This window comes from Mesorhizobium sp. B283B1A, from assembly GCF_020165735.1.
GTDB lineage: Bacteria > Pseudomonadota > Alphaproteobacteria > Rhizobiales > Rhizobiaceae > Mesorhizobium > Mesorhizobium opportunistum.
In genome coordinates, this window is record NZ_JAIUIQ010000074.1 from 1 (window position 1) to 17,549 (window position 17,549).

Consider the following 17,549-nt stretch of genomic DNA (forward strand, 5'->3'; position numbering starts at 1 on the left):
TCCAGGTGGTCGATTCCGACGGCGACCCGGCTTCCACGACACTCTCCATCGCCATCGTCGACGACGTGCCGACGGCGGCTGCCGATACCGATGCCATCACCGCTGGCCAGTTCGGTCCTGCAACGGGCAATGTGCTGACCGGCGTCGACGTCGGGGGCGGCGACAGCAATGCGAGCGACGGCGTCGCCGATACCAAGGGCGCCGACGGCGCTACTGTCGTTGGCGTGGCCAAGGGCACGACAAATGCCAACCTGGATGACACCAACACGCTCAATGGCGGGCTCCACGGCACATACGGCACGCTGACGCTGCACGCCGACGGCTCCTACAGCTATGTGCGCGACGCCGGCTCGCCCGGCGGCGTCAACGACGTCTTCACCTACACCATCAAGGACGGCGACGGCGACTTGGCGCACACCACGCTGACCATCACCATCGGCGACTCGACGCCTGTAATCACCAATCTGACGCCTTCGAACACTGGCGGCGACGCCACGGTCTACGAGGCAGGCCTTCCGGCACGCAATGGCGAGCCGGCAGGCTCCGGCGAACTCGCGGCCAGCGGCGGCAATGGCAACCTCGACACGAGCGAAGCGACGAATGGCGACTTTACGATCGCATCAGGCGACGGCGTCAAGTCGCTTGTCATCAACGGCGTGACCGTCATCCAGAACGGCGCCCTGACCGGCACGCTCGCCGTCACCACGCCGGAAGGCAACACGCTGACCGTCACCAGCTACGACGCCAACACCGGCAAGGTGAGCTACACCTACACATTGCTGGACAACGAGCAGCACGCCGCCGGCAACGGCAACAATACGTTGTTCGACAACCTCACCGTCACGCTGACCGACCAGGACAATGAAAGCAGCTCCGGCATACTCTCCGTCAAGATTGTCGATGACGTGCCCACCATTGGGCCGATCGACCACGGCGTGATATCCGACCAGGCCGGGCTGGTGTTGAACGGCTCGCTGCATTTAGTGACAGGAGCGGACGGTATCTCCTCGCTCACGATCTCCGGCACGCCGCCATCGAACCTGACGCTCGACGGCACGCACCATATCCTTTACGACCCGACGGTCAGCGGTACAGTGACGGCTTATGCCGATATGGACAACAGTGGCACGATTAACGGCGGCGACACGCAGGTGTTCAAAGTCACGGTCAATCCAAGCACGGGAACATATGAGTTCGATCTCCTGCAGCCGCTGACGGTCATTAACAGCGTCACCGGTTCGACCGCGCATGGCGTCGGGCCAAGCCAGGAGCAGGAGCTAGTTGCGGGTACGACAGCGGTTGCGCTTCTCTCCTCAACGACCGGCGTCAACGGCTCGACCGCTGGCTGGGGTGCAGGCAATAACAACAATTTTGATGCCGGTGAAAACATGCGCTTCGATTTCACCGGAACCCATTCCCCTGTGCCCGTTCCGACCTTCAATCCTTCGGCACCGGAGTACGCGAACTTCAGTTTCTCGAACTACAAGTCCGGCGACAGTGCGCAATACACGATCCATTTCACAGATGGCACAACGAGCGCCACCACCACCTTCGACCCGTCGAAGTACTATGACAGCGCGCACGAGTTGCAGCTTGGCCAAGCAGGAAAGCTGGTCGACTACGTCGACTTCGTTGACGTGAAGGGCAGCGGAAAAGTGGATCTGTCGGGGGTTGCCTCAGTCAGCGGCGTTTCCCAGGATCTCTCCTTCAACGTCACTGCGACCGACCACGATGGCGATACGGCAACAAGCGCGCTGACGCTCCATATCGAGGGCGGAGGAACGCTGACGGGCACGGCGCTTGATGATATCCTTGTTGGCGGCTCGGGCAACGATGTCCTGATCGGCGGTCTCGGCCATGACTCAATGACCGGCGGCGCAGGCGGCGATACGTTCAAGCTCGATGACCTCAACATCAAGGATCTCATCACCGACTACAACGGCGGCGAGGGCGACAAGATCGACCTGACTGCCCTCTTCGACACGGCGCCAGGGGACAATATTGCTGATTTCGTGAAATACGATTCGACGTCGCACACACTCAGCGTTGATGCCAACGGTGCAGCCGGCGGCGCTAATTTCGTCGATGTTGCGGTCCTGCAGAATGCGCCTGCAGCCGGCACCATTAACCTGCTTTACGACGACACGGCGCATGTATCACACCCGGCCACGATCTAACTGCATGGCGCGCGGCCACATGACTATGTTATTATACATTAGGAATATCGAGGGGAGCTCATGATGAAGCGTTCTGCAAGACTACTGGTTTCCACCGCCGCGCTGTTGCTGGCTGGATCTACAGGCTTCGCCGCCGACATCATCGAAGGCCCGACGGCCGACTATTGCCGGACCGTCGGCACTTCCAACCTGGTGCTGACCGACAACATTGTCGATCTCAAGGCCCAGGTGGTGAAGCTGATGGACGAGTCCGTCGCCGCGGCCAACAGCTCGGAATGGATCAACTCGTCGCGGCCGGTCTTCGTCTGGGCGTCGGAAGCCAAGGTCGCCTGCGGCATGGCCTATGGCTATCTGAAGACGAACTACAAGGACGAGGACACGCTCAACAAATGCGAGTGTTTTCACGATCGCATGGTCGAGTACATGCACTGACCGGATAGGCAAATTTGCGCCTGTTGGCCATCATGCCAGCCGACGGATCCTTGTTGAGGGCGATCGCCGGAACGATCGCCTTGGCTGGCTTTGCCCAAAGTGTCACGCCGGCTCGCGCCAACTGGCTCGAACGGCCTTCCGTGGCGCAACATCGGTCGTCGGGTTCGACGCGGCCGCCGCGTTGCGACGCGGCCGCGGCGTGGACCCGGCAGACGTTCAAGGCATTTGCGAGCTGTCAGGCCTCAATCTATGGCCTCGAGCCGGCGCTGGCGCACGCCGTCATGGAGATCGAAAGCGGCTTCGATCCCGACGTGCGGGGCGCCGATGGCGAAGTCGGCCTGATGCAGGTGATGCCGGCGACAGCGCGAATGCTTGGCTTTCGAGGTTCCCTCGACGATCTGGGCACGCCGGCGACGAACATCGCGCTGGGGGTCAGATATCTTGCCCAGGCAAACAGGCTCTCCGCCGGTGACCTCTGCACCACGGTCATGAAGTATCGCGCCGGGCATCATGAAAGCCGGTTCTCGGCGCTCTCCGTCCGTTACTGCCAGCGCGCGCGGGCAATCCTTGCCAGGGACGGGTTCGAAGTGACCGGGCCGTTGCCGGTCGCGACATTCGGCTTTTCCACATTTTCGACAGACGGGCAGGATGGAGCCGCCGCCCGGGAAAACCGTGTCTGCGTGCGCCGGGTGTTCGTACCCGGACCGCGATACATGAAATGCGCCGACTACAGGACCGCGGGGCAAGCAAGACAGATCAGGGCCCTGAGGGCCCGGCTCTTCGACGGATAAAGAAAACAACAGGACGGCGCGACAAGTCCGCCGTAACATGCGTGGCAGACCAGACCGGGAAGAACAAGCCGGCGGCAGACAGGGCGGGACGATCATGGAAGCTGGCCGAAAGGTCTATTGTGCGCGGACGTCGGCAATCGCCTTCGCGCTCGCCGTGACATTGTCGGGCTGCCAGTCGAAGGGCAACGTCACCGAGGTGCTCGACCCGGCGGCAATTGCCGCGCCCGCCGAGCAGCCCGCGCCGGCGGGGCAGAATGGCGGTGCTGTCACCGGTCCCGCCCAGGCGACCCAATCGCTGGGCACCGGTTCGGCAAAAGTGACGATGCTGCTGCCATTGTCCGCACCCGGAACGGCAGGTGAAAACGGCCGCAAGATGCGCGATGCGGCCAAGCTGGCGATGACGGATATCGGCAATGGATTGCTCACGCTGACGATAGAGGACACGAAGGGCGACAGCACACAGGCCGGCAAGCTGGCGGTACAGGCCATCACCACCGGGGTGAAAGTCGTCATCGGCCCAACCGAGCTGCCGGCGGCTCAGCACATCGCCACGCTGTCGGGATCGAAACGGCCACCGGTTCTGGCACTTGCCGACAATTTCGCCGGCAGCGCCGGGGTTTATGCGGTGCCGCTCAGCGAAGCGGACAGCGCGGCGGCGGGTGCCGCGGGGCTTGCCGCCAAAGGCAGCAAGAAGTTCGTATTGCTTGTCGCGGGTGGCCCAAACGCCAGCGCCGTCGAGAAGCGGGTCGCCAACGGCCTCAGCATCTATGGCGCCACGCTCGCGGTCACTGTCCCCTATTCGGGCGGCGACGGTGCCGCGAAAGCGGTCGACGAAATGGGCTCGCTCGTGGACACCCCCGACGCGGTCATCGTTGCCAGCGGTGACAGCAGCCCCTCGTCCGTGCTTGCCGCCCTCAAATCGAAGGGCATTCCGGGAAAAGCAATCTCTGTCGTGGGAACGAACCGCTGGCTGGAGCACCCCATCGATCCGCTGTTTGAGGGCGCGTATATCGCCACGCTCGATTCGAGCGAAACCGGGCCGATCGCCGACCGCTTCAGGACGACATACAATTATCCGGCCGACGTCAATGTAGCCTACGCCTATGATATGGTTGCCCTGACAGCGGGAATTGCCAGCGCGGTCGGACCCGACGGTTTCAGCAAACAGGTTCTCGAAAACCCGAACGGATTTCGCGGATCGACGGGCCTGTTCCGCTTTCGCGCCGACGGGTCCAGCCAAAGATCGATGCCGTTCTATCGGGTTCAGAAAGGTGCGCTCAAACTGGTTGCCAAATCGACCTCTGGTTTCTGAACGGCCGGTGACGGGGCCTGGCTCGAACGCTGTGCTGGCGTGATGGGCATGCCCGGGCGCATCCGCTGGGTTATCGCGGTCGGAGGCATCGAGCTCGTGCTCGGGATTGTCCTGATCATGCAGGCCGGAGCCTTGCTTGCGATCGACCGGCCTGCCCCCGCGCCCCAAATGGAGCGTGCCGGCAACCATCCAACCCCTGTGGTCGCGGCCGTTCCCGACGGTCCATGGCGAGACGCGCGCAGGGTTGCCGAGAGCCTTGTCGCGCCGCCGCCGATTGACTTGTCTGAAATCGAGCGGGCCGAAGCCCGGCCGCCGCTCGGCGATCTGGGTCTGGCCGTGTCCCCCAAAAGGCCGAGGCCCGGTGACTGGCGCGAAACCCTGCTCTTTCGCCCGGTCGCTACGTCGTCGGCGACTTTCGAATCCATGGGACGCAAAGTGATCATCAGTGGCGTCGCGAGCATCGAACCGGAGAGAACCTGCTCGTTTCAAGACGTCGCCTGGCCTTGCGGCCAGCGCGCACGAGACGCCTTCAACTCCTGGCTGCGGGGACGCGCGCTGAAATGTTTCGTACCGCCGGACATTGAGCATTTTGCCATCGCCGCGCCGTGCAGTCTTGGCAAGCAGGACGCCGGCGCCTGGCTTGTGTCCAACGGCTGGGCGATGGCGCTGCCGACCGGCATCTATGGCAAGGCGCAGGCGGTCGCCGAGGAGACGCAGATGGGAATCTTCGGCCCCCCGCAATAGCTGCCAGGATCGATGACGCTCCCACATCAATCAAATTGTATGGTTTGCCGAAACTGAAATTGCGGGAGCCGGTGCTATATCAGCTGATCTGACAGGAGATTGGCCAATGGCACAAAACGCAGCGAACGCCTCCGCCCCAGCGTGGAAGAGCGTCGCCTGGCTCACCGTTCTGGGAACTGTCGGGAGCCTTGGCCTCTCCGTCGGCCTCAACTACCTGCTGTTGTTCAGCGATGCCCTGACGCCGTTCGGGCGCAGCATGGTCAGCGCGGTGCTGTTGCCGCTGATCATTGGGTTGCCGCTTTTCGTGCTGATCGGCTGGATGCAGACCCAGATCCGCGGCTACCGGCGGGAACTCAACAGGTCTGGAACCTATGACAGGGTGACAGGCTGCCTGAATGGTCCGGTTTTCACCTCGATGATCGAGCGGCGCACAGCCAGGCCGTCGGCGTCGGGGCCACGCTCGGGCGCCTTCCTGGTGATCCACGCCGAGCATCTTCGATCCATCAATCTGCGCTTCGGCCCCGGCTGGGGCGATGAGGCCTTGCGGCTCGTTGCCTCGGCCATACAGTCCGCTGTCCGCAAGGAGGATATGGTGGGGCGCATAGGAACATCGATGTTCGGGGTCTTCCTCCCCGGTGCGACCGAAGCCGAGGCCAAGGACATTGGCGAGCGCATCCGGGCAGGCGTCGCGCGGGTCTATTTCGCGCCCAAGGGCAGCGAGGACGTCCTGGCGATCAGTGTCGGAAGCACCGTGTTTGAAACCGAGCTGGCATTCGAGGACATGTTCCGCTCGGCGGAACAGCAACTGTCAGGCGCAGAACCCGTCGCGAGTCTCTGAGCGCGATCGCGGGAGAGGCCGCCAACCACGCGATCTCCACGGCATCGAACAGACCGTGTGACCCATTTGCCCAGCATGCAATGCGTTACCAGGCTATGTACAGTTCGTACCAAACCTCGAGCGTTCGTTGCAGGCTTTTTGCGGAGCGCTAGATTGGCCACGCGGCATCCCCAATTCATGCCGCAGTGGCCGACGCGGGCTTAGGCAATGGTGTCTCACCGGCATCATCGCGTCGGCCACTCGCAAAATGATCCGAGCCGGTCCCGACAGGCACGCACCCGTCCCGCTTCCCTCAACGCTTACGTGGGAGGCCGTTCCTGCCTTGCGGGGTTTTTTGAGCCCAGGTCCCCGACCAGCCGGCGGTATTGGGCTTCGGGTGATCCATAAGCCTCTCGCGCCAACGTCAGCAGGCCATCGCGACTGCGGATCGTGATTTCTCCGCGACGGGCACGGATATAGCCATAGCTCTCGATCATCTGCAGCCCGACAGTCACTCCAGGGCGTCTGACGCCGAGCATGATGGACAGAAATTCATGGGTTATCACGAGCCTGTCGCCGACAGTGCGGTCGCCGCACATCAAAAGCCACCTGGCCAGGCGAACTTCCAGGCTTTGCCGCGCGTTGATCGCTGCCGTGTAGCTGGTCTGGACGTGAAGATATTGGACATAGCGCAACAGAAACGGCCGCAGCGTCGGGCTATCCTCCAGGGCTTCGACGAATGGGGCAGCCGGCATGCGCACCGCTTCGCACGTCGACTGCACGTAACAGTCGAAGTTCGCCTCGTCGTCCCCCATCACCAGGGTCGAGCCGGTCATTCCTTCAAAGCCAATTATGCCCACTTCGGCTTCGGTCTTCGCCGATGTCTTCGCCACCACCGATGCCAGCCCGCTTTCAAGAAAGTATACGGCTTCAATCTTTTGACCCGCGGTTTCCAGCGGCGCGCGCAGCTCCAGGAAGACGCTCTGGAGATGCGGCTTCAGCCGCGCGAAATCGTCCACGCTCATCCGGCGCAACAATTCGCTCTTGGCTTGCAGGATCTGGTGATCCACGAGACTCTCTCCCTTGGGCAAGAGCACTCGCATCTCTTAGCCGGCCGCGCCCGTCGAACGAGCGGACGGTGACGAACCATAGACTGCGCTTCACGCAGCACTAGGAGGGCTAGCGCGTTGGTATAAAACCGACATTCACTGCTGTGGAAAAATCGCGGCTTCGCGAGCTATCCATCCTTGGCCACAAGACGAGCCTCGCGCAGGATGGAGGCGCGATCGAAGCCGACCAGCGATATTATTTCACGTATCTGCTGTTCCGTAGCGCCCGAATCCCGCGCAAGTGCGCGCACCGTCTCTGCCGTCAGACCCGGGCGCTCAGGTTCTTTCGCCATGACATCCTCGTGCCGGCCAAAGCGCGATCGCCTCTCCCAAGCGTCGCGCGAACCATTTTCTCTTTGTACGATTTCGTACAGACTTTGGCGAGTCAAATCGGGCCATGGCTCAATTCGGGCGGCTCTGCAGTCCCTCCATCCGAGACCACCAAGATCGTTCGGAACGATTGCCTCGCTGGGTGGTTCAACTATCCCGTCCCAACAGGAGACTTGAACGATGGACCACACCAATCACGTCCGCCTCACGAGCGCAGAATTGACGCCTGACATTTTGGAAGACGCCACGATTTACGACGCTGACGACAACAAGGTCGGCACCGTTTCACATGTTCATGGTTCCGGAGCCGGCAGTCAGGTGGTGATCGATGTCGGCGGATTTCTCGGCATCGGCGCCAAGCCGGTGGCCGTCCCCGCGAGCCAGTTGGATTTCATGCGCGATGAAGATGGCGATGTCCACGCGGTGACCAACTGGACCAAGGATCAACTCAAAAACATGCCCGAGCATCACGACGCCTGATCAGGGATTTACCCCTGTCCCGGGAGCGGCCGCATGGCCAATCCGGGAGATCGGAACGCGACGGATGCTTCGGCGCCACGGAGCGACGGATGACGCGGCGCGAGACCGGGACTTGCTTTTGCGGTGCGATAGCCGCCGCCATGGACGGCGAGCCTTTCTGGATATGCTACGACCACGACGACGATTGCCGTAGGGCCATTGGCGGTCCGCTCACGGTCTGGGTCGGGTATCGGCCCGACCAATTCCGGCTTTTGAAGGGAACTCCGAAAAGCTTTTCGAGGACACCCGGCGTGGTCCGCACCTTCTGCCCCGACTGCGGGAGTTCCATCGGCTACAGCGACGAAGGCCTGCCGGACGAACTCTATCTGACGATCGGCTTCTTCGACAAACCTGAAGGGTTGCGCCCACAGGCTCATGCCTATTGGGAACTCAGGCTGCCTTGGGTCGCGTTTGACGACAAGCTGCCGCGCATCGATCGCTATTCGAGGAAGCGCGACGCAAAATTCGGCAATCCACGTGACAGGTAAACTGACCGCGCCCACAGGGACGATGCTGAGATCACCGCTTCTTCCAGAAAGGGTTCATTGCGCGGTATGCGCTCGTAACTGAATGGCGACAGGTCGAGCATCTGAAACGCGCCATGGACGATCAGTTCCGAGACCGCCCGGATCTCAGAGGCGAGGACACCCCCACTCTTTTAACCAATGATTCCCGGCGCTCCTGCGAATGGGAGCCTTTATCCCGATCATTCGTTCTAGCCTGAGTTCAACGCAACCTGGCAACGATGAAAGGTGGGCGGAATGTACTTCATCGCCCTGGCGACTGACTACGATGGCACGCTGGCTCATGACGGGATCGTCTCCAAGAAAACGCTCGCTGGCCTGGAGCGCTTCAAGAAGAGTGGCCGCAAGCTGGTTCTGGTCACCGGGCGCGAACTGCCCGATCTCAAACGCGTCTTTCCCGAAGTCAGCCTGTTCGACAAGGTAGTCGCTGAAAATGGCGCCTTGATCTACACGCCGGCAAGCGAGGAAGAGCGGGCGATCTCGCCCGCGCCGGATCCCAAATTCGTCGCCCGGCTGAAGAAGCTCGGCGTCAAGCCGCTTTCGGTGGGGCGCTCGATCGTGGCGACATGGGAGCCGCATCAGGCGACAGTGCTCGACGTCATCAAGGAGACCGGCCTGGAGCTCGAAATCATCTTCAACAAGGGCGCGGTGATGGTTCTGCCGAGCGGCATCAACAAGGCCACCGGGCTGATCGTCGCGCTTCAGGATCTTCGGCTCTCGCCACACAATGTCGTCGGCGTCGGCGACGCCGAAAACGACCATGCCTTCCTGCAAGCTTGCGGCTGCAGCGTCGCCGTGGACAACGCGATTCCCGCCGTCAAGAACACCGCCGATCTGGTCATGCCTGGCGCACGCGGCAAAGGCGTCGAGCAACTGGTCGACAAACTGATCAAACACGATCACGAGATCGTTTCGAGACGGCATGACGGCATTGTTCTGGGATCGGCCGCCGGCGACGATGTCTATTTGTCGCCGACCGATACGGTGCTGATCGCCGGCAGTTCGGGCATCGGCAAATCCACCTTGGCCACGGCGCTGACGGAACGCTTCGTCGAGAGCGGATTTCAGTTCTGCGTGTTCGATCCCGAGGGCGACTATGACGGCCTCGAGGGCGCCGTCCGGATGGGCGATGGATCAAGCGCACCGACAAAAGCGCAAGTGCTGGACTTGATCGCCAAGGCCGACAGCAATGTCGTCGTCAACGGGCTGGCGCTGCGCGTCAACGAGCGGCCGGACTTCTTTGCCGACCTTTTGCCCGACCTCGGCAGTTTCCGCCGCCGGACGGCCAGACCGCACTGGCTGGTCATCGATGAAGCGCACCATCTTCTTCCCAAGCGGCGCGAAGATACGCGTGCGGTCCTGTCACTGGAATTACCGGGCACGGTCCTGATCACGGTCCATCCCGAAGCGATCTCGACCGATGCGCTGCGCCTGGTAACAGCCATTGTTGCCCTTGGCCCCAAGGCGAAGAACGTCGTGAAGGTCTTCTGCCGCGAGATCGGCATCGACCCGCCAAAGGACATGTCCTCGCCCAAGGGCGAGCGCGTGTTGTTCTGGCGGCCCCAGAAACGCAAGAAAATCGCCACGGTCAAGGTCATCGAGCCGCGCCAATCGCTGAAGCGGCACAGCCGCAAATATGCCGAAGGCCAGCTCGATGAGGCGGGCAGCTTCTATTTCCACGGACCAGACGATGCAATGAACCTCAGGGCTCACAATCTGATGATTTTCGCCCAGATCGCCGAAGGCATAGACGACAAGACCTGGGAGTTTCACTTGCGTGCCGGCGACTATTCCAAATGGTTCCGCAACCAGATCAGGGACAAGGACCTGGCGCGCGAAACCGCCGAAGCGGAGAAGGACAAAACGCTATCGGCCGAGGAGAGCCGCAAACAGGTGCTCGATGCCGTGCGCCGCCGCTACACCGCCCCCGCCACCGCACCTGAAGAATAGACCTGCAATGCGCCCGTCGCACCCTTCGTCAGGAACTTTTATGGCCAGATGCCGTTGACTCGGCTCCACAAAGCGGGCGGCACCCTTTGCTCGAGAGTTTTCCCGTGGATGCGAAAACCCAGACAAAAGAACCGGATGAAACGTACAAAAAGCGCGAAGCTTCGAACCGGGCGAAGCCAGGCCCTTCGCCCAAACGCAAAGGGGCTGCGGCGCGAACCGACGCCCCGGAGAATGAGGCGGGCGACAAGAGCGCTGGGCAGGCGAAGCCTGGCCTGCTGAGCCTGCCGCGGCGGCGTCCCTACCTGTCCATCGCCGTCCTGATTGTCCTGCTGCTGATCGCGGCGGGGCTCGTCCTATGGTGGCTGAACGCGCGCCAGTATGAATCGACCGATGACGCCTTCATAGATGCCCGGACGGTGACGATCGGCGCCGAGATATCGGGCCGCGTCACCGACGTCGCCGTAACGGACAACCAGCCGGTCAAGGCGGGCGATATCCTGTTGCGCATCGACGACGCCGACTATCAGGCTAACCTCAAACAGGCAGACGCAGGCGTGGCCGCGGCACAGGCCGAGATTGCCGACGTTCAAGCCCAAATCGAAGCACAGAACGCAAAGATCGACGCCGCGCAGAAACAGGTGGCCCAGGCCCAGGCGGCGCTCGATTTCGCCAAGGCCGAGGATCAGCGCAACCGCGAGCTCCTGGCCAAGGGCACGGCCACCCAGCAGCAGGCCCAGCAGGCCGCTTCAACACTGCGCCAGGATCAGGCTGCTCTCGACAGCGCCCAAGCCAACGCGGCTGCCGCCAAGAGCCAGATCGTGGTCCTGCAGGCGCAGGGCAAGAGCGCCGAAGCCAAGCTCAACCAAGCCAAGGCGAGCCAGGACCAGGCGCACACCACGCTGTCGCGCACCGCAATCACCGCGCCGGTTGCCGGGCATGCAACCAGCATCTCGGTTGGCCAGGGCACTTACGCCCAGCCCGGCCAGGTGCTGATGATGTTCGTTCCCGACGAGGTCTGGGTGAAGGCCAATTTCAAGGAAACGCAGCTCGATCTGATGCGGCCTGGACAGCCGGTCGACATCGACATCGACGCCTATCCCGAAAAATCCTTCCATGGCCGCGTCGACAGTATCCAGGCGGGCAGCGGCACCGCCTTCAGCCTGCTGCCGGCCGAGAACGCCACCGGCAACTTCGTCAAGGTCGTGCAGCGCGTGCCGGTCAAGATCGTCTTCGACAAACCGCCCGGCGTGCTGCTGGGACCGGGCCTGTCGGTGGTGCCGACCGTCAAGGTGCGGTGAGTGGCGAGATGGCCGGCGCGCAAAGCGAAAGCAGATCCGCCGCCGGTGGGCGCAATCCCTGGCTGATTGCAATCGTCGTCTCGATCGCCACCTTCATGCTGGTGCTAGACACCTCAATCGCCAACGTCGCGCTGCGCAACATCGCCGGCAGCCTGGCGGCCGGGATGGATGAAAGCACCTGGGTGATCACCACCTATCTGGTGGCGAATTCGGTCATCATCCCGGTCAGCGGCTGGCTGGCCAGCGTGATCGGCCGCAAGCGTTACTACATGCTTTGCGTGGCGACCTTCACCATCGCATCGCTGCTGTGCGGGCTGGCGCCCAACCTGGAAATGCTCATCGTCTTCAGGATCCTGCAGGGCCTCGGCGGCGGTGGCATGGCGCCCAGCGAACAGTCGATCCTCGCCGACACCTTCCCGCCCGAAAAACGCTCTCAGGCGTTCGCGCTCTACGGCATCGCCGTCATCGTCGCGCCGACGGTGGGGCCGACCATCGGCGGCTGGCTGACCGATCATTTCTCCTGGCATTGGATCTTCTTCATCAACGTCCCGTTCGGCATCATGTCACTGGCCCTGGTGCAGTGGCTGGTCGTGGAACCGGATGTGCTTGAACGCGAACGCCTGGAGCGGCTGAAGGGCGGCCTCAGAATAGACTGGGTTGGGTTCGTTCTGGTGGCCACCGCGCTTGGCTGTCTGGAAATCTTTCTCGACGAGGGACAACGCAACGATTGGTTCGCGTCGGCCTTCATTATGACCTTCGCGGTGATTTCGGCGATCTCGTTCCTGCTGCTGATCCCCTGGGAGTTCAACCACCGCGATCCGATCGTCGATATCCGCTTGCTGTTCAGCCGCCAGTTCGGCACGTCGTTCCTGGTGATGATGGCCGTGGGCGCGGTGCTGTTCAGCACCACGCAACTGATGCCGCAGCTGCAGCAGACCGCCTTCGACTATACGGCGACCCTGTCGGGCCTCTCGATGATGCCGGGTGGCATCGCCATGCTGATACTGATGCCGATTTCCGGATTTGCCGGCAGCATCATCCAGCCAAAATATCTGATCATGGCGGGGATGTCCGTTGTCGCCATCGCCCTGTGGCATATGACGGCGCTGACCCCGGACGCCAGCTTCCGCTTCTTTGCCTTTGCGCGCGTCTTCCTGATGATCGGCCTGCCGTTCCTGTTTATCCCCATTTCGACCGCGGCCTATGTCGGTCTGGCGCCGCAGCAGACCAACCAGGCATCTGCGCTGATCAATGTCGCCCGCAATATCGGCGGCAGCATCGGCGTATCCTTGTCCAACACGGTGATCGCCCAAAACGCGCAACTCCACCAGGCACACCTCGTCGGCCACACCGCACAGTCGTCGCCGGCCTACCAGCAGGTGCTGCGTCAGGCAACCAAGCACTTCGTGGCTCAGGGCTCGCCGATGGTCGAGGCAAAACAGCAGGCGATCGGCTGGATCGGGCAGTTGATAGCGCGCCAGGCCTCATTGCTCGCCTATGTCGATGTCTTTCGGTATTGCGCGGTAGCGACGGCCATCCTCGTACCGCTCGCCTTGCTGCTGCGGTCTCCAACACCGAAGGCCGAAAAGCGCTAGCCGCATTCCTCCCAAATCCCATCAGACGTTTGCCGGGCAAAAACGTCCCGATGTGGTCAGAGTTGCGGAACCATCCCCCCGGCATAGGGGTTTCTTTCGATGTCTCTCGAGAGGATGAAGGAGCGACCATGCGGATTTTGACGATAGCCATCGCACTTTCCGGGGCGGTCATCACTCAGCCCATCCATGGGCAAACCATCGCCCCGCAGCTCCCCCAGATGACGTCACCGCAGGGGGAAGTCCAACCGGAGCAGACGCTGCCCGATCAAGGCTCTCCTGATTTGAATTTCACCGGCGTCGCCGTTGTCGCGGTCGAGGATTTGCCTGCAGAAATCAAGGCGCAGGCGGATGCCGTGATCAATCAGACCAGTGCGCAAGACTTGCTTCGGCTGCAAAACTCCGTCGACGCTTCGCCTCAGGCGAGCTCGGCATTGAGGGCGAACGGGCTCAACTCCTCGCAGGTCGTCGCGGCAAACATCGATGGCGATGGCACTTTGACGCTGATCATCCAGACGACGACTTGAGCGGCGCGCCGACAGGATCACGCTGCGAACCAACAAACGCACTTGCCAGTAAACGCACTTGCAGAGAGCCGTCATGGCCGAAGCCGCCGTTCGCAACTTCACCATCAATTTCGGACCGCAGCATCCTTCCGCCCACGGCGTTCTTCGATTGGTGCTCGAACTCGATGGCGAGATCGTCGATCGCGCCGATCCGCATATCGGGCTCCTTCACCGCGGCACCGAGAAACTGATCGAGTACAAGAACTATCTGCAGGCCCTGCCCTATTTCGACCGGCTCGACTATGTCGCGCCGATGAACCAGGAGCATGCCTTCTGCCTTGCAGCCGAGAAATTGCTCGAAATATCGGTGCCCAGGCGCGGACAGCTCATCCGCGTCCTGTTTTGTGAAATAGGCCGGCTTCTGTCGCATCTCCTCAACGTCACGACCCAAGCCATGGACATTGGAGCGCTGACCCCACCGCTCTGGGGGTTTGCGGAGCGCGAGAAGCTGATGGTCTTTTACGAGCGTGCCTCCGGCGCCCGCATGCATGCGAACTACTTCAGGATCGGCGGCGTGCACCAGGACCTGCCGCCAAAGCTGCTGGACGATATCCAGGCTTTCTGCGACCCATTCCTCAAGGTCTGCGACAATCTCGACGATTTGCTCACCGGCAGCCGTATTTTCAAGCAACGCAATGTCGATGTCGGCGCGATCGGGCTGGAAGATGCCTGGGCCTGGGGTTTTTCCGGTGTGATGGTGCGTGGATCTGGAGCGTCATGGGACCTGCGCAAGGCACAGCCGTACGAATGTTATCCCGAAATGGATTTCGACATTCCCGTCGGCAAGAATGGAGACTGCTATGACCGCTACCTCGTTCGCATGGAGGAAATGCGTCAGTCGGTCCGGATCATGAAACAATGCCTGGATAAATTGCGGTCACCGGAAGGCCAAGGGCCCGTGGCCGTCCCGAACCGGAAGATCACGCCGCCGCGGCGCGCCACGATGAAACGGTCGATGGAAGCGACCATCCAGCATTTCAAACTTTATACTGAAGGGCTTCATGTGCCGGCCGGAGAAGTCTACGCCGCGGTCGAGGCTCCGAAAGGCGAGTTCGGCGTCTACCTGGTTTCGAACGGCAGCAATGTTCCCTATCGGTGCAAGATCCGCGCGCCGTCCTTTGCGCATCTGCAGGCGATGGATTTCCTGTCCCGCGGACACATGATCGCCGACGTTGCAGCGATCATCGGATCGCTGGACATCGTGTTTGGGGAGATCGATCGCTGACCGGTGCGGGGATCATGTACATTGGCTCGTCATAGTGCCCAGCCCCTCTATGAAGGTCGTCAATTGTCCGGTTGTTCAACTTGCGATCACGCGCCTGCGATCACATCTCGATCCGGTGGCGCGGACCGGGCGCTCGTGGTTCTCGTCGAGCGGCACGGCCGATAGCTGCCGCCCATGTAGGTGATTCCAAGGTCAATCCGCCTAGCGATTGGCTTTGCGCCACTCCTCATATTCGCCTTGGGCATCGTCATGCAGTGGGTAGTAGTGCTGCAGCGGTGCGCCCTCCATGAGCTTCATTCTGGAGAACTCCTCCCAATCGTGATGCTTCCGTGATTCTTCGATCACTTTTGCGGCCATTGCGACAGGAAGCACCACCGCCCCGTCATCGTCGGCGATGATGATGTCGCCGGGGAGCACCGTGACGCCGCCGCAGGCAATCGGAACATTGACGGCGTTCGGATAGATGCTGGTCTGAACATGATAATTGGGCGTCCAGCCGCGCAGCCAGAGGGGCAGATCGAGCTTCTCGACATTGGGGCGGTCGCGCATGCATCCGTCTATGACGATGCCGGCTCCGCCCCTGCCCTTGAAATAGGTCGACATCATATCGCCGAAGACGCCCGAACTCATGTCGCCGCGCGCGTCGACCACGACCACATCACCCTCCTGCGCGTGATAGAGCACGTGCCGGTGCAATTGCGTCTCCGGATCGGCATATTCTCCCTCGTTGAAAAGGTCCGGCCGCTGCGGCAGGAATTGCAGCGTCAGCGCCGGTCCGACGATCGACTTCCCGTGGTTCTGCGCCACCGGACCGACCATGTGCGGATTGCGGAAGCCCATGTGGCCAAGCGTGCCGGCAACCGTCGCGGCGCCGATCTCCCTTAGCGCGTCGATCAGGTCCTTGGGCGGCCTCGTGATGTCGGGAGTATGCGTCATTGTCGGACTCCGGTTGGAAGGGAACTACCAGTTCGTGACAGAACCGTCGCGGCGCTTGAGGTGAGGCGCTTCCCAGAAACGCAGGCTCTGCGCCTGGACCGCCGCTTCGTTGACTTCGATGCCGAGCCCTGGCAGATCGCCGACCGGATAATCCGGGCCGTCGAGCCGTGGTTGCACGGGGAAGAAATCGGAATTGTCGAAGCCCAGCTTTCTTTCGGGCGCCCTGGTCTCGAGCCATGCGAAGTTCGGTACCGCGGCGGCAAGATGCACTGTCGCGGCGGTGCACACCGGACCAAGCGGATTGTGCGGCATCAGGTCCACATAATGCGCCTCGCTCCAGCCGGCGACTTTCATCGCCTCGGTGAGCCCGCCGACATTGCAGACATCGATCCGGTTGAACTGGTGGATGCCGCGCTCGATGTAGGGCAGGAAATCCCATTTGCTGGCAAATTCCTCGCCGATGGCAAAGGGGATATCGGTCATCTTGCGAAGGGATTCGTAGGCCTCCGGTGTCTCGGCCCGTATCGGCTCCTCGAGAAAATCAAGCACGCCCCGGCCGAGCTTGTTGCAGAAGCTCGCCGCCTCGGCCACCGACAGCCGATGGTGATAGTCGATGCCGAGGACGACATCGCCGCCCAGCGCCTCGCGCGCTCTGTTCAGCATATGGGCGGTTGCCCCGATCGACTCGCGCGGCTCGAAGATATCCTTGCTGCTTTGCCCTACGGGGAAGAAGCGGATCGCCTGCCAACCCTGTGCGCAGAGTTCGCGGGCTCGCTCGATGGCAGCATCGCCCTCGGCCTCGTCACCGGTCGAGGCGAAGGTGGGGACGCGGTCGCGCTGCTTGCCGCCCAGCAGCTCGTAGACCGGCACCCCCAGCGCCTTGCCCTTGATGTCGTGAAGGGCGATGTCGATAGCGGAAATCGCTGCCTGCAGAACGCGGCCGCCTTCGAAGTACTGGCTGCGATAAAGCTCCTGCCAGATCCGCCCGACCTGCATCGGATCGCGGCCGATGAGAAACTCGCGATAGTGCTCGATCGCGCCGGCCACGGCCTTCTCGCGACCGCTCAAGCCGCTCTCACCCCAACCGAAGATGCCTTGATCGGTCTCGACCTTGACCAGCATCTGGTTGCGCGTCCCGACCCACACTGGATAGGGCTTGATCGGTCGCGAGAAGGCCGTGGCCGGCGCGATCGAGCACTATCGCGAGTTTCTCATCGGCCGCGATCC

General features: G+C 62.0%; 17 protein-coding genes. 13 read left to right on the plus strand and 4 right to left on the minus strand.

Going from position 1 to position 17,549, the window contains the following annotated elements; genetic code table 11:
- Positions 1 to 131: 131 nt before the first annotated feature.
- The 6 genes from LB577_RS32305 to LB577_RS32330 all read left to right on the plus strand — a co-directional run bounded on the left by LB577_RS32305 (position 132) and on the right by LB577_RS32330 (position 6,294).
- Positions 132 to 2,177 carry a type I secretion C-terminal target domain-containing protein gene (locus LB577_RS32305; protein WP_411969366.1) on the plus strand — a complete coding sequence of 682 codons (2,046 nt, stop codon included), beginning with the start codon at positions 132 to 134 and terminating at the stop codon, positions 2,175 to 2,177.
- Between the two features lie 63 nt (positions 2,178 to 2,240).
- Entirely contained in the window at positions 2,241 to 2,609 is a 369-nt protein-coding gene (locus LB577_RS32310; protein ID WP_224690457.1) for a hypothetical protein, read from the plus strand.
- A 14-nt stretch (positions 2,610 to 2,623) separates the two neighbouring features.
- Positions 2,624 to 3,400: a lytic transglycosylase domain-containing protein gene (locus tag LB577_RS32315; protein ID WP_224690458.1), complete on the plus strand. Its 777-nt coding sequence runs from the start codon at positions 2,624 to 2,626 to the stop codon at positions 3,398 to 3,400.
- Between the two features lie 94 nt (positions 3,401 to 3,494).
- Complete coding sequence (locus LB577_RS32320; RefSeq protein ID WP_224690459.1) at positions 3,495 to 4,712, plus strand: ABC transporter substrate-binding protein; 1,218 nt, start codon at positions 3,495 to 3,497, stop codon at positions 4,710 to 4,712.
- A gap of 48 nt (positions 4,713 to 4,760) precedes the next feature.
- Positions 4,761 to 5,456, plus strand: a complete 696-nt coding sequence (locus tag LB577_RS32325; protein ID WP_224690460.1) for a thermonuclease family protein — start codon at positions 4,761 to 4,763, stop codon at positions 5,454 to 5,456.
- A 106-nt stretch (positions 5,457 to 5,562) separates the two neighbouring features.
- Positions 5,563 to 6,294, plus strand: a complete 732-nt coding sequence (locus tag LB577_RS32330; RefSeq protein WP_224690461.1) for a GGDEF domain-containing protein — start codon at positions 5,563 to 5,565, stop codon at positions 6,292 to 6,294.
- A gap of 299 nt (positions 6,295 to 6,593) precedes the next feature.
- Here LB577_RS32330 and LB577_RS32335 read toward each other — a convergent pair whose 3' ends face one another.
- Positions 6,594 to 7,376, minus strand: a complete 783-nt coding sequence (locus tag LB577_RS32335; RefSeq protein ID WP_224690462.1) for a Crp/Fnr family transcriptional regulator — start codon at positions 7,374 to 7,376, stop codon at positions 6,594 to 6,596.
- Positions 7,377 to 7,510: 134 nt separating this feature from the next.
- Positions 7,511 to 7,675 carry a hypothetical protein gene (locus tag LB577_RS32340; protein ID WP_013893799.1) on the minus strand — a complete coding sequence of 55 codons (165 nt, stop codon included), beginning with the start codon at positions 7,673 to 7,675 and terminating at the stop codon, positions 7,511 to 7,513.
- A gap of 217 nt (positions 7,676 to 7,892) precedes the next feature.
- On the opposite strand from LB577_RS32340, the gene LB577_RS32345 reads away from it, so the two are divergent.
- From LB577_RS32345 to LB577_RS32375, 7 genes are all read left to right on the plus strand, one after another.
- The gene (locus tag LB577_RS32345; protein ID WP_023776591.1) at positions 7,893 to 8,192 is read left to right on the plus strand and encodes a PRC-barrel domain-containing protein; all 300 of its coding nucleotides are present in this window, start codon (positions 7,893 to 7,895) and stop codon (positions 8,190 to 8,192) included.
- Between the two features lie 89 nt (positions 8,193 to 8,281).
- Positions 8,282 to 8,719 (plus strand): GFA family protein, encoded by a 438-nt coding sequence (locus LB577_RS32350; protein ID WP_140572682.1) that lies wholly within the window; start codon positions 8,282 to 8,284, stop codon positions 8,717 to 8,719.
- 273 nt (positions 8,720 to 8,992) lie between these two features.
- Complete coding sequence (locus tag LB577_RS32355; RefSeq protein WP_224690463.1) at positions 8,993 to 10,705, plus strand: HAD-IIB family hydrolase; 1,713 nt, start codon at positions 8,993 to 8,995, stop codon at positions 10,703 to 10,705.
- Positions 10,706 to 10,809: 104 nt separating this feature from the next.
- The gene (locus tag LB577_RS32360) at positions 10,810 to 12,003 is read left to right on the plus strand and encodes an HlyD family secretion protein (protein ID WP_224690464.1); all 1,194 of its coding nucleotides are present in this window, start codon (positions 10,810 to 10,812) and stop codon (positions 12,001 to 12,003) included.
- Between the two features lie 8 nt (positions 12,004 to 12,011).
- Positions 12,012 to 13,598: a DHA2 family efflux MFS transporter permease subunit gene (locus tag LB577_RS32365; RefSeq protein ID WP_224690465.1), complete on the plus strand. Its 1,587-nt coding sequence runs from the start codon at positions 12,012 to 12,014 to the stop codon at positions 13,596 to 13,598.
- A 128-nt stretch (positions 13,599 to 13,726) separates the two neighbouring features.
- Entirely contained in the window at positions 13,727 to 14,122 is a 396-nt protein-coding gene (locus LB577_RS32370; protein WP_224690466.1) for a hypothetical protein, read from the plus strand.
- A 73-nt stretch (positions 14,123 to 14,195) separates the two neighbouring features.
- The gene (locus LB577_RS32375; protein WP_023767769.1) at positions 14,196 to 15,386 is read left to right on the plus strand and encodes an NADH-quinone oxidoreductase subunit D; all 1,191 of its coding nucleotides are present in this window, start codon (positions 14,196 to 14,198) and stop codon (positions 15,384 to 15,386) included.
- A gap of 201 nt (positions 15,387 to 15,587) precedes the next feature.
- Here LB577_RS32375 and LB577_RS32380 read toward each other — a convergent pair whose 3' ends face one another.
- Entirely contained in the window at positions 15,588 to 16,322 is a 735-nt protein-coding gene (locus LB577_RS32380; protein ID WP_224690467.1) for a ribonuclease activity regulator RraA, read from the minus strand.
- A 24-nt stretch (positions 16,323 to 16,346) separates the two neighbouring features.
- On the minus strand, positions 16,347 to 17,444 hold the full coding sequence (locus LB577_RS32385; RefSeq protein WP_263496290.1) for a mandelate racemase/muconate lactonizing enzyme family protein: 1,098 nt from the start codon (positions 17,442 to 17,444) through the stop codon (positions 16,347 to 16,349).
- Between the last annotated feature and the right edge of the window lie 105 nt (positions 17,445 to 17,549).

Coding starts and splice junctions, on each gene's coding strand:
- LB577_RS32310 (WP_224690457.1), top strand. CDS start 2,241: ATGAAGCGTTCTGCAAGACTACTGGTTTCCACCGCCGCGCTGTTGCTG.
- LB577_RS32320 (WP_224690459.1), top strand. CDS start 3,495: ATGGAAGCTGGCCGAAAGGTCTATTGTGCGCGGACGTCGGCAATCGCC.
- LB577_RS32325 (WP_224690460.1), top strand. CDS start 4,761: ATGCCCGGGCGCATCCGCTGGGTTATCGCGGTCGGAGGCATCGAGCTC.
- LB577_RS32330 (WP_224690461.1), top strand. CDS start 5,563: ATGGCACAAAACGCAGCGAACGCCTCCGCCCCAGCGTGGAAGAGCGTC.
- LB577_RS32335 (WP_224690462.1), bottom strand. CDS start 7,376: ATGCGAGTGCTCTTGCCCAAGGGAGAGAGTCTCGTGGATCACCAGATC.
- LB577_RS32340 (WP_013893799.1), bottom strand. CDS start 7,675: ATGGCGAAAGAACCTGAGCGCCCGGGTCTGACGGCAGAGACGGTGCGC.
- LB577_RS32345 (WP_023776591.1), top strand. CDS start 7,893: ATGGACCACACCAATCACGTCCGCCTCACGAGCGCAGAATTGACGCCT.
- LB577_RS32350 (WP_140572682.1), top strand. CDS start 8,282: ATGACGCGGCGCGAGACCGGGACTTGCTTTTGCGGTGCGATAGCCGCC.
- LB577_RS32355 (WP_224690463.1), top strand. CDS start 8,993: ATGTACTTCATCGCCCTGGCGACTGACTACGATGGCACGCTGGCTCAT.
- LB577_RS32365 (WP_224690465.1), top strand. CDS start 12,012: ATGGCCGGCGCGCAAAGCGAAAGCAGATCCGCCGCCGGTGGGCGCAAT.
- LB577_RS32370 (WP_224690466.1), top strand. CDS start 13,727: ATGCGGATTTTGACGATAGCCATCGCACTTTCCGGGGCGGTCATCACT.
- LB577_RS32375 (WP_023767769.1), top strand. CDS start 14,196: ATGGCCGAAGCCGCCGTTCGCAACTTCACCATCAATTTCGGACCGCAG.
- LB577_RS32380 (WP_224690467.1), bottom strand. CDS start 16,322: ATGACGCATACTCCCGACATCACGAGGCCGCCCAAGGACCTGATCGAC.
- LB577_RS32385 (WP_263496290.1), bottom strand. CDS start 17,444: ATGCTGGTCAAGGTCGAGACCGATCAAGGCATCTTCGGTTGGGGTGAG.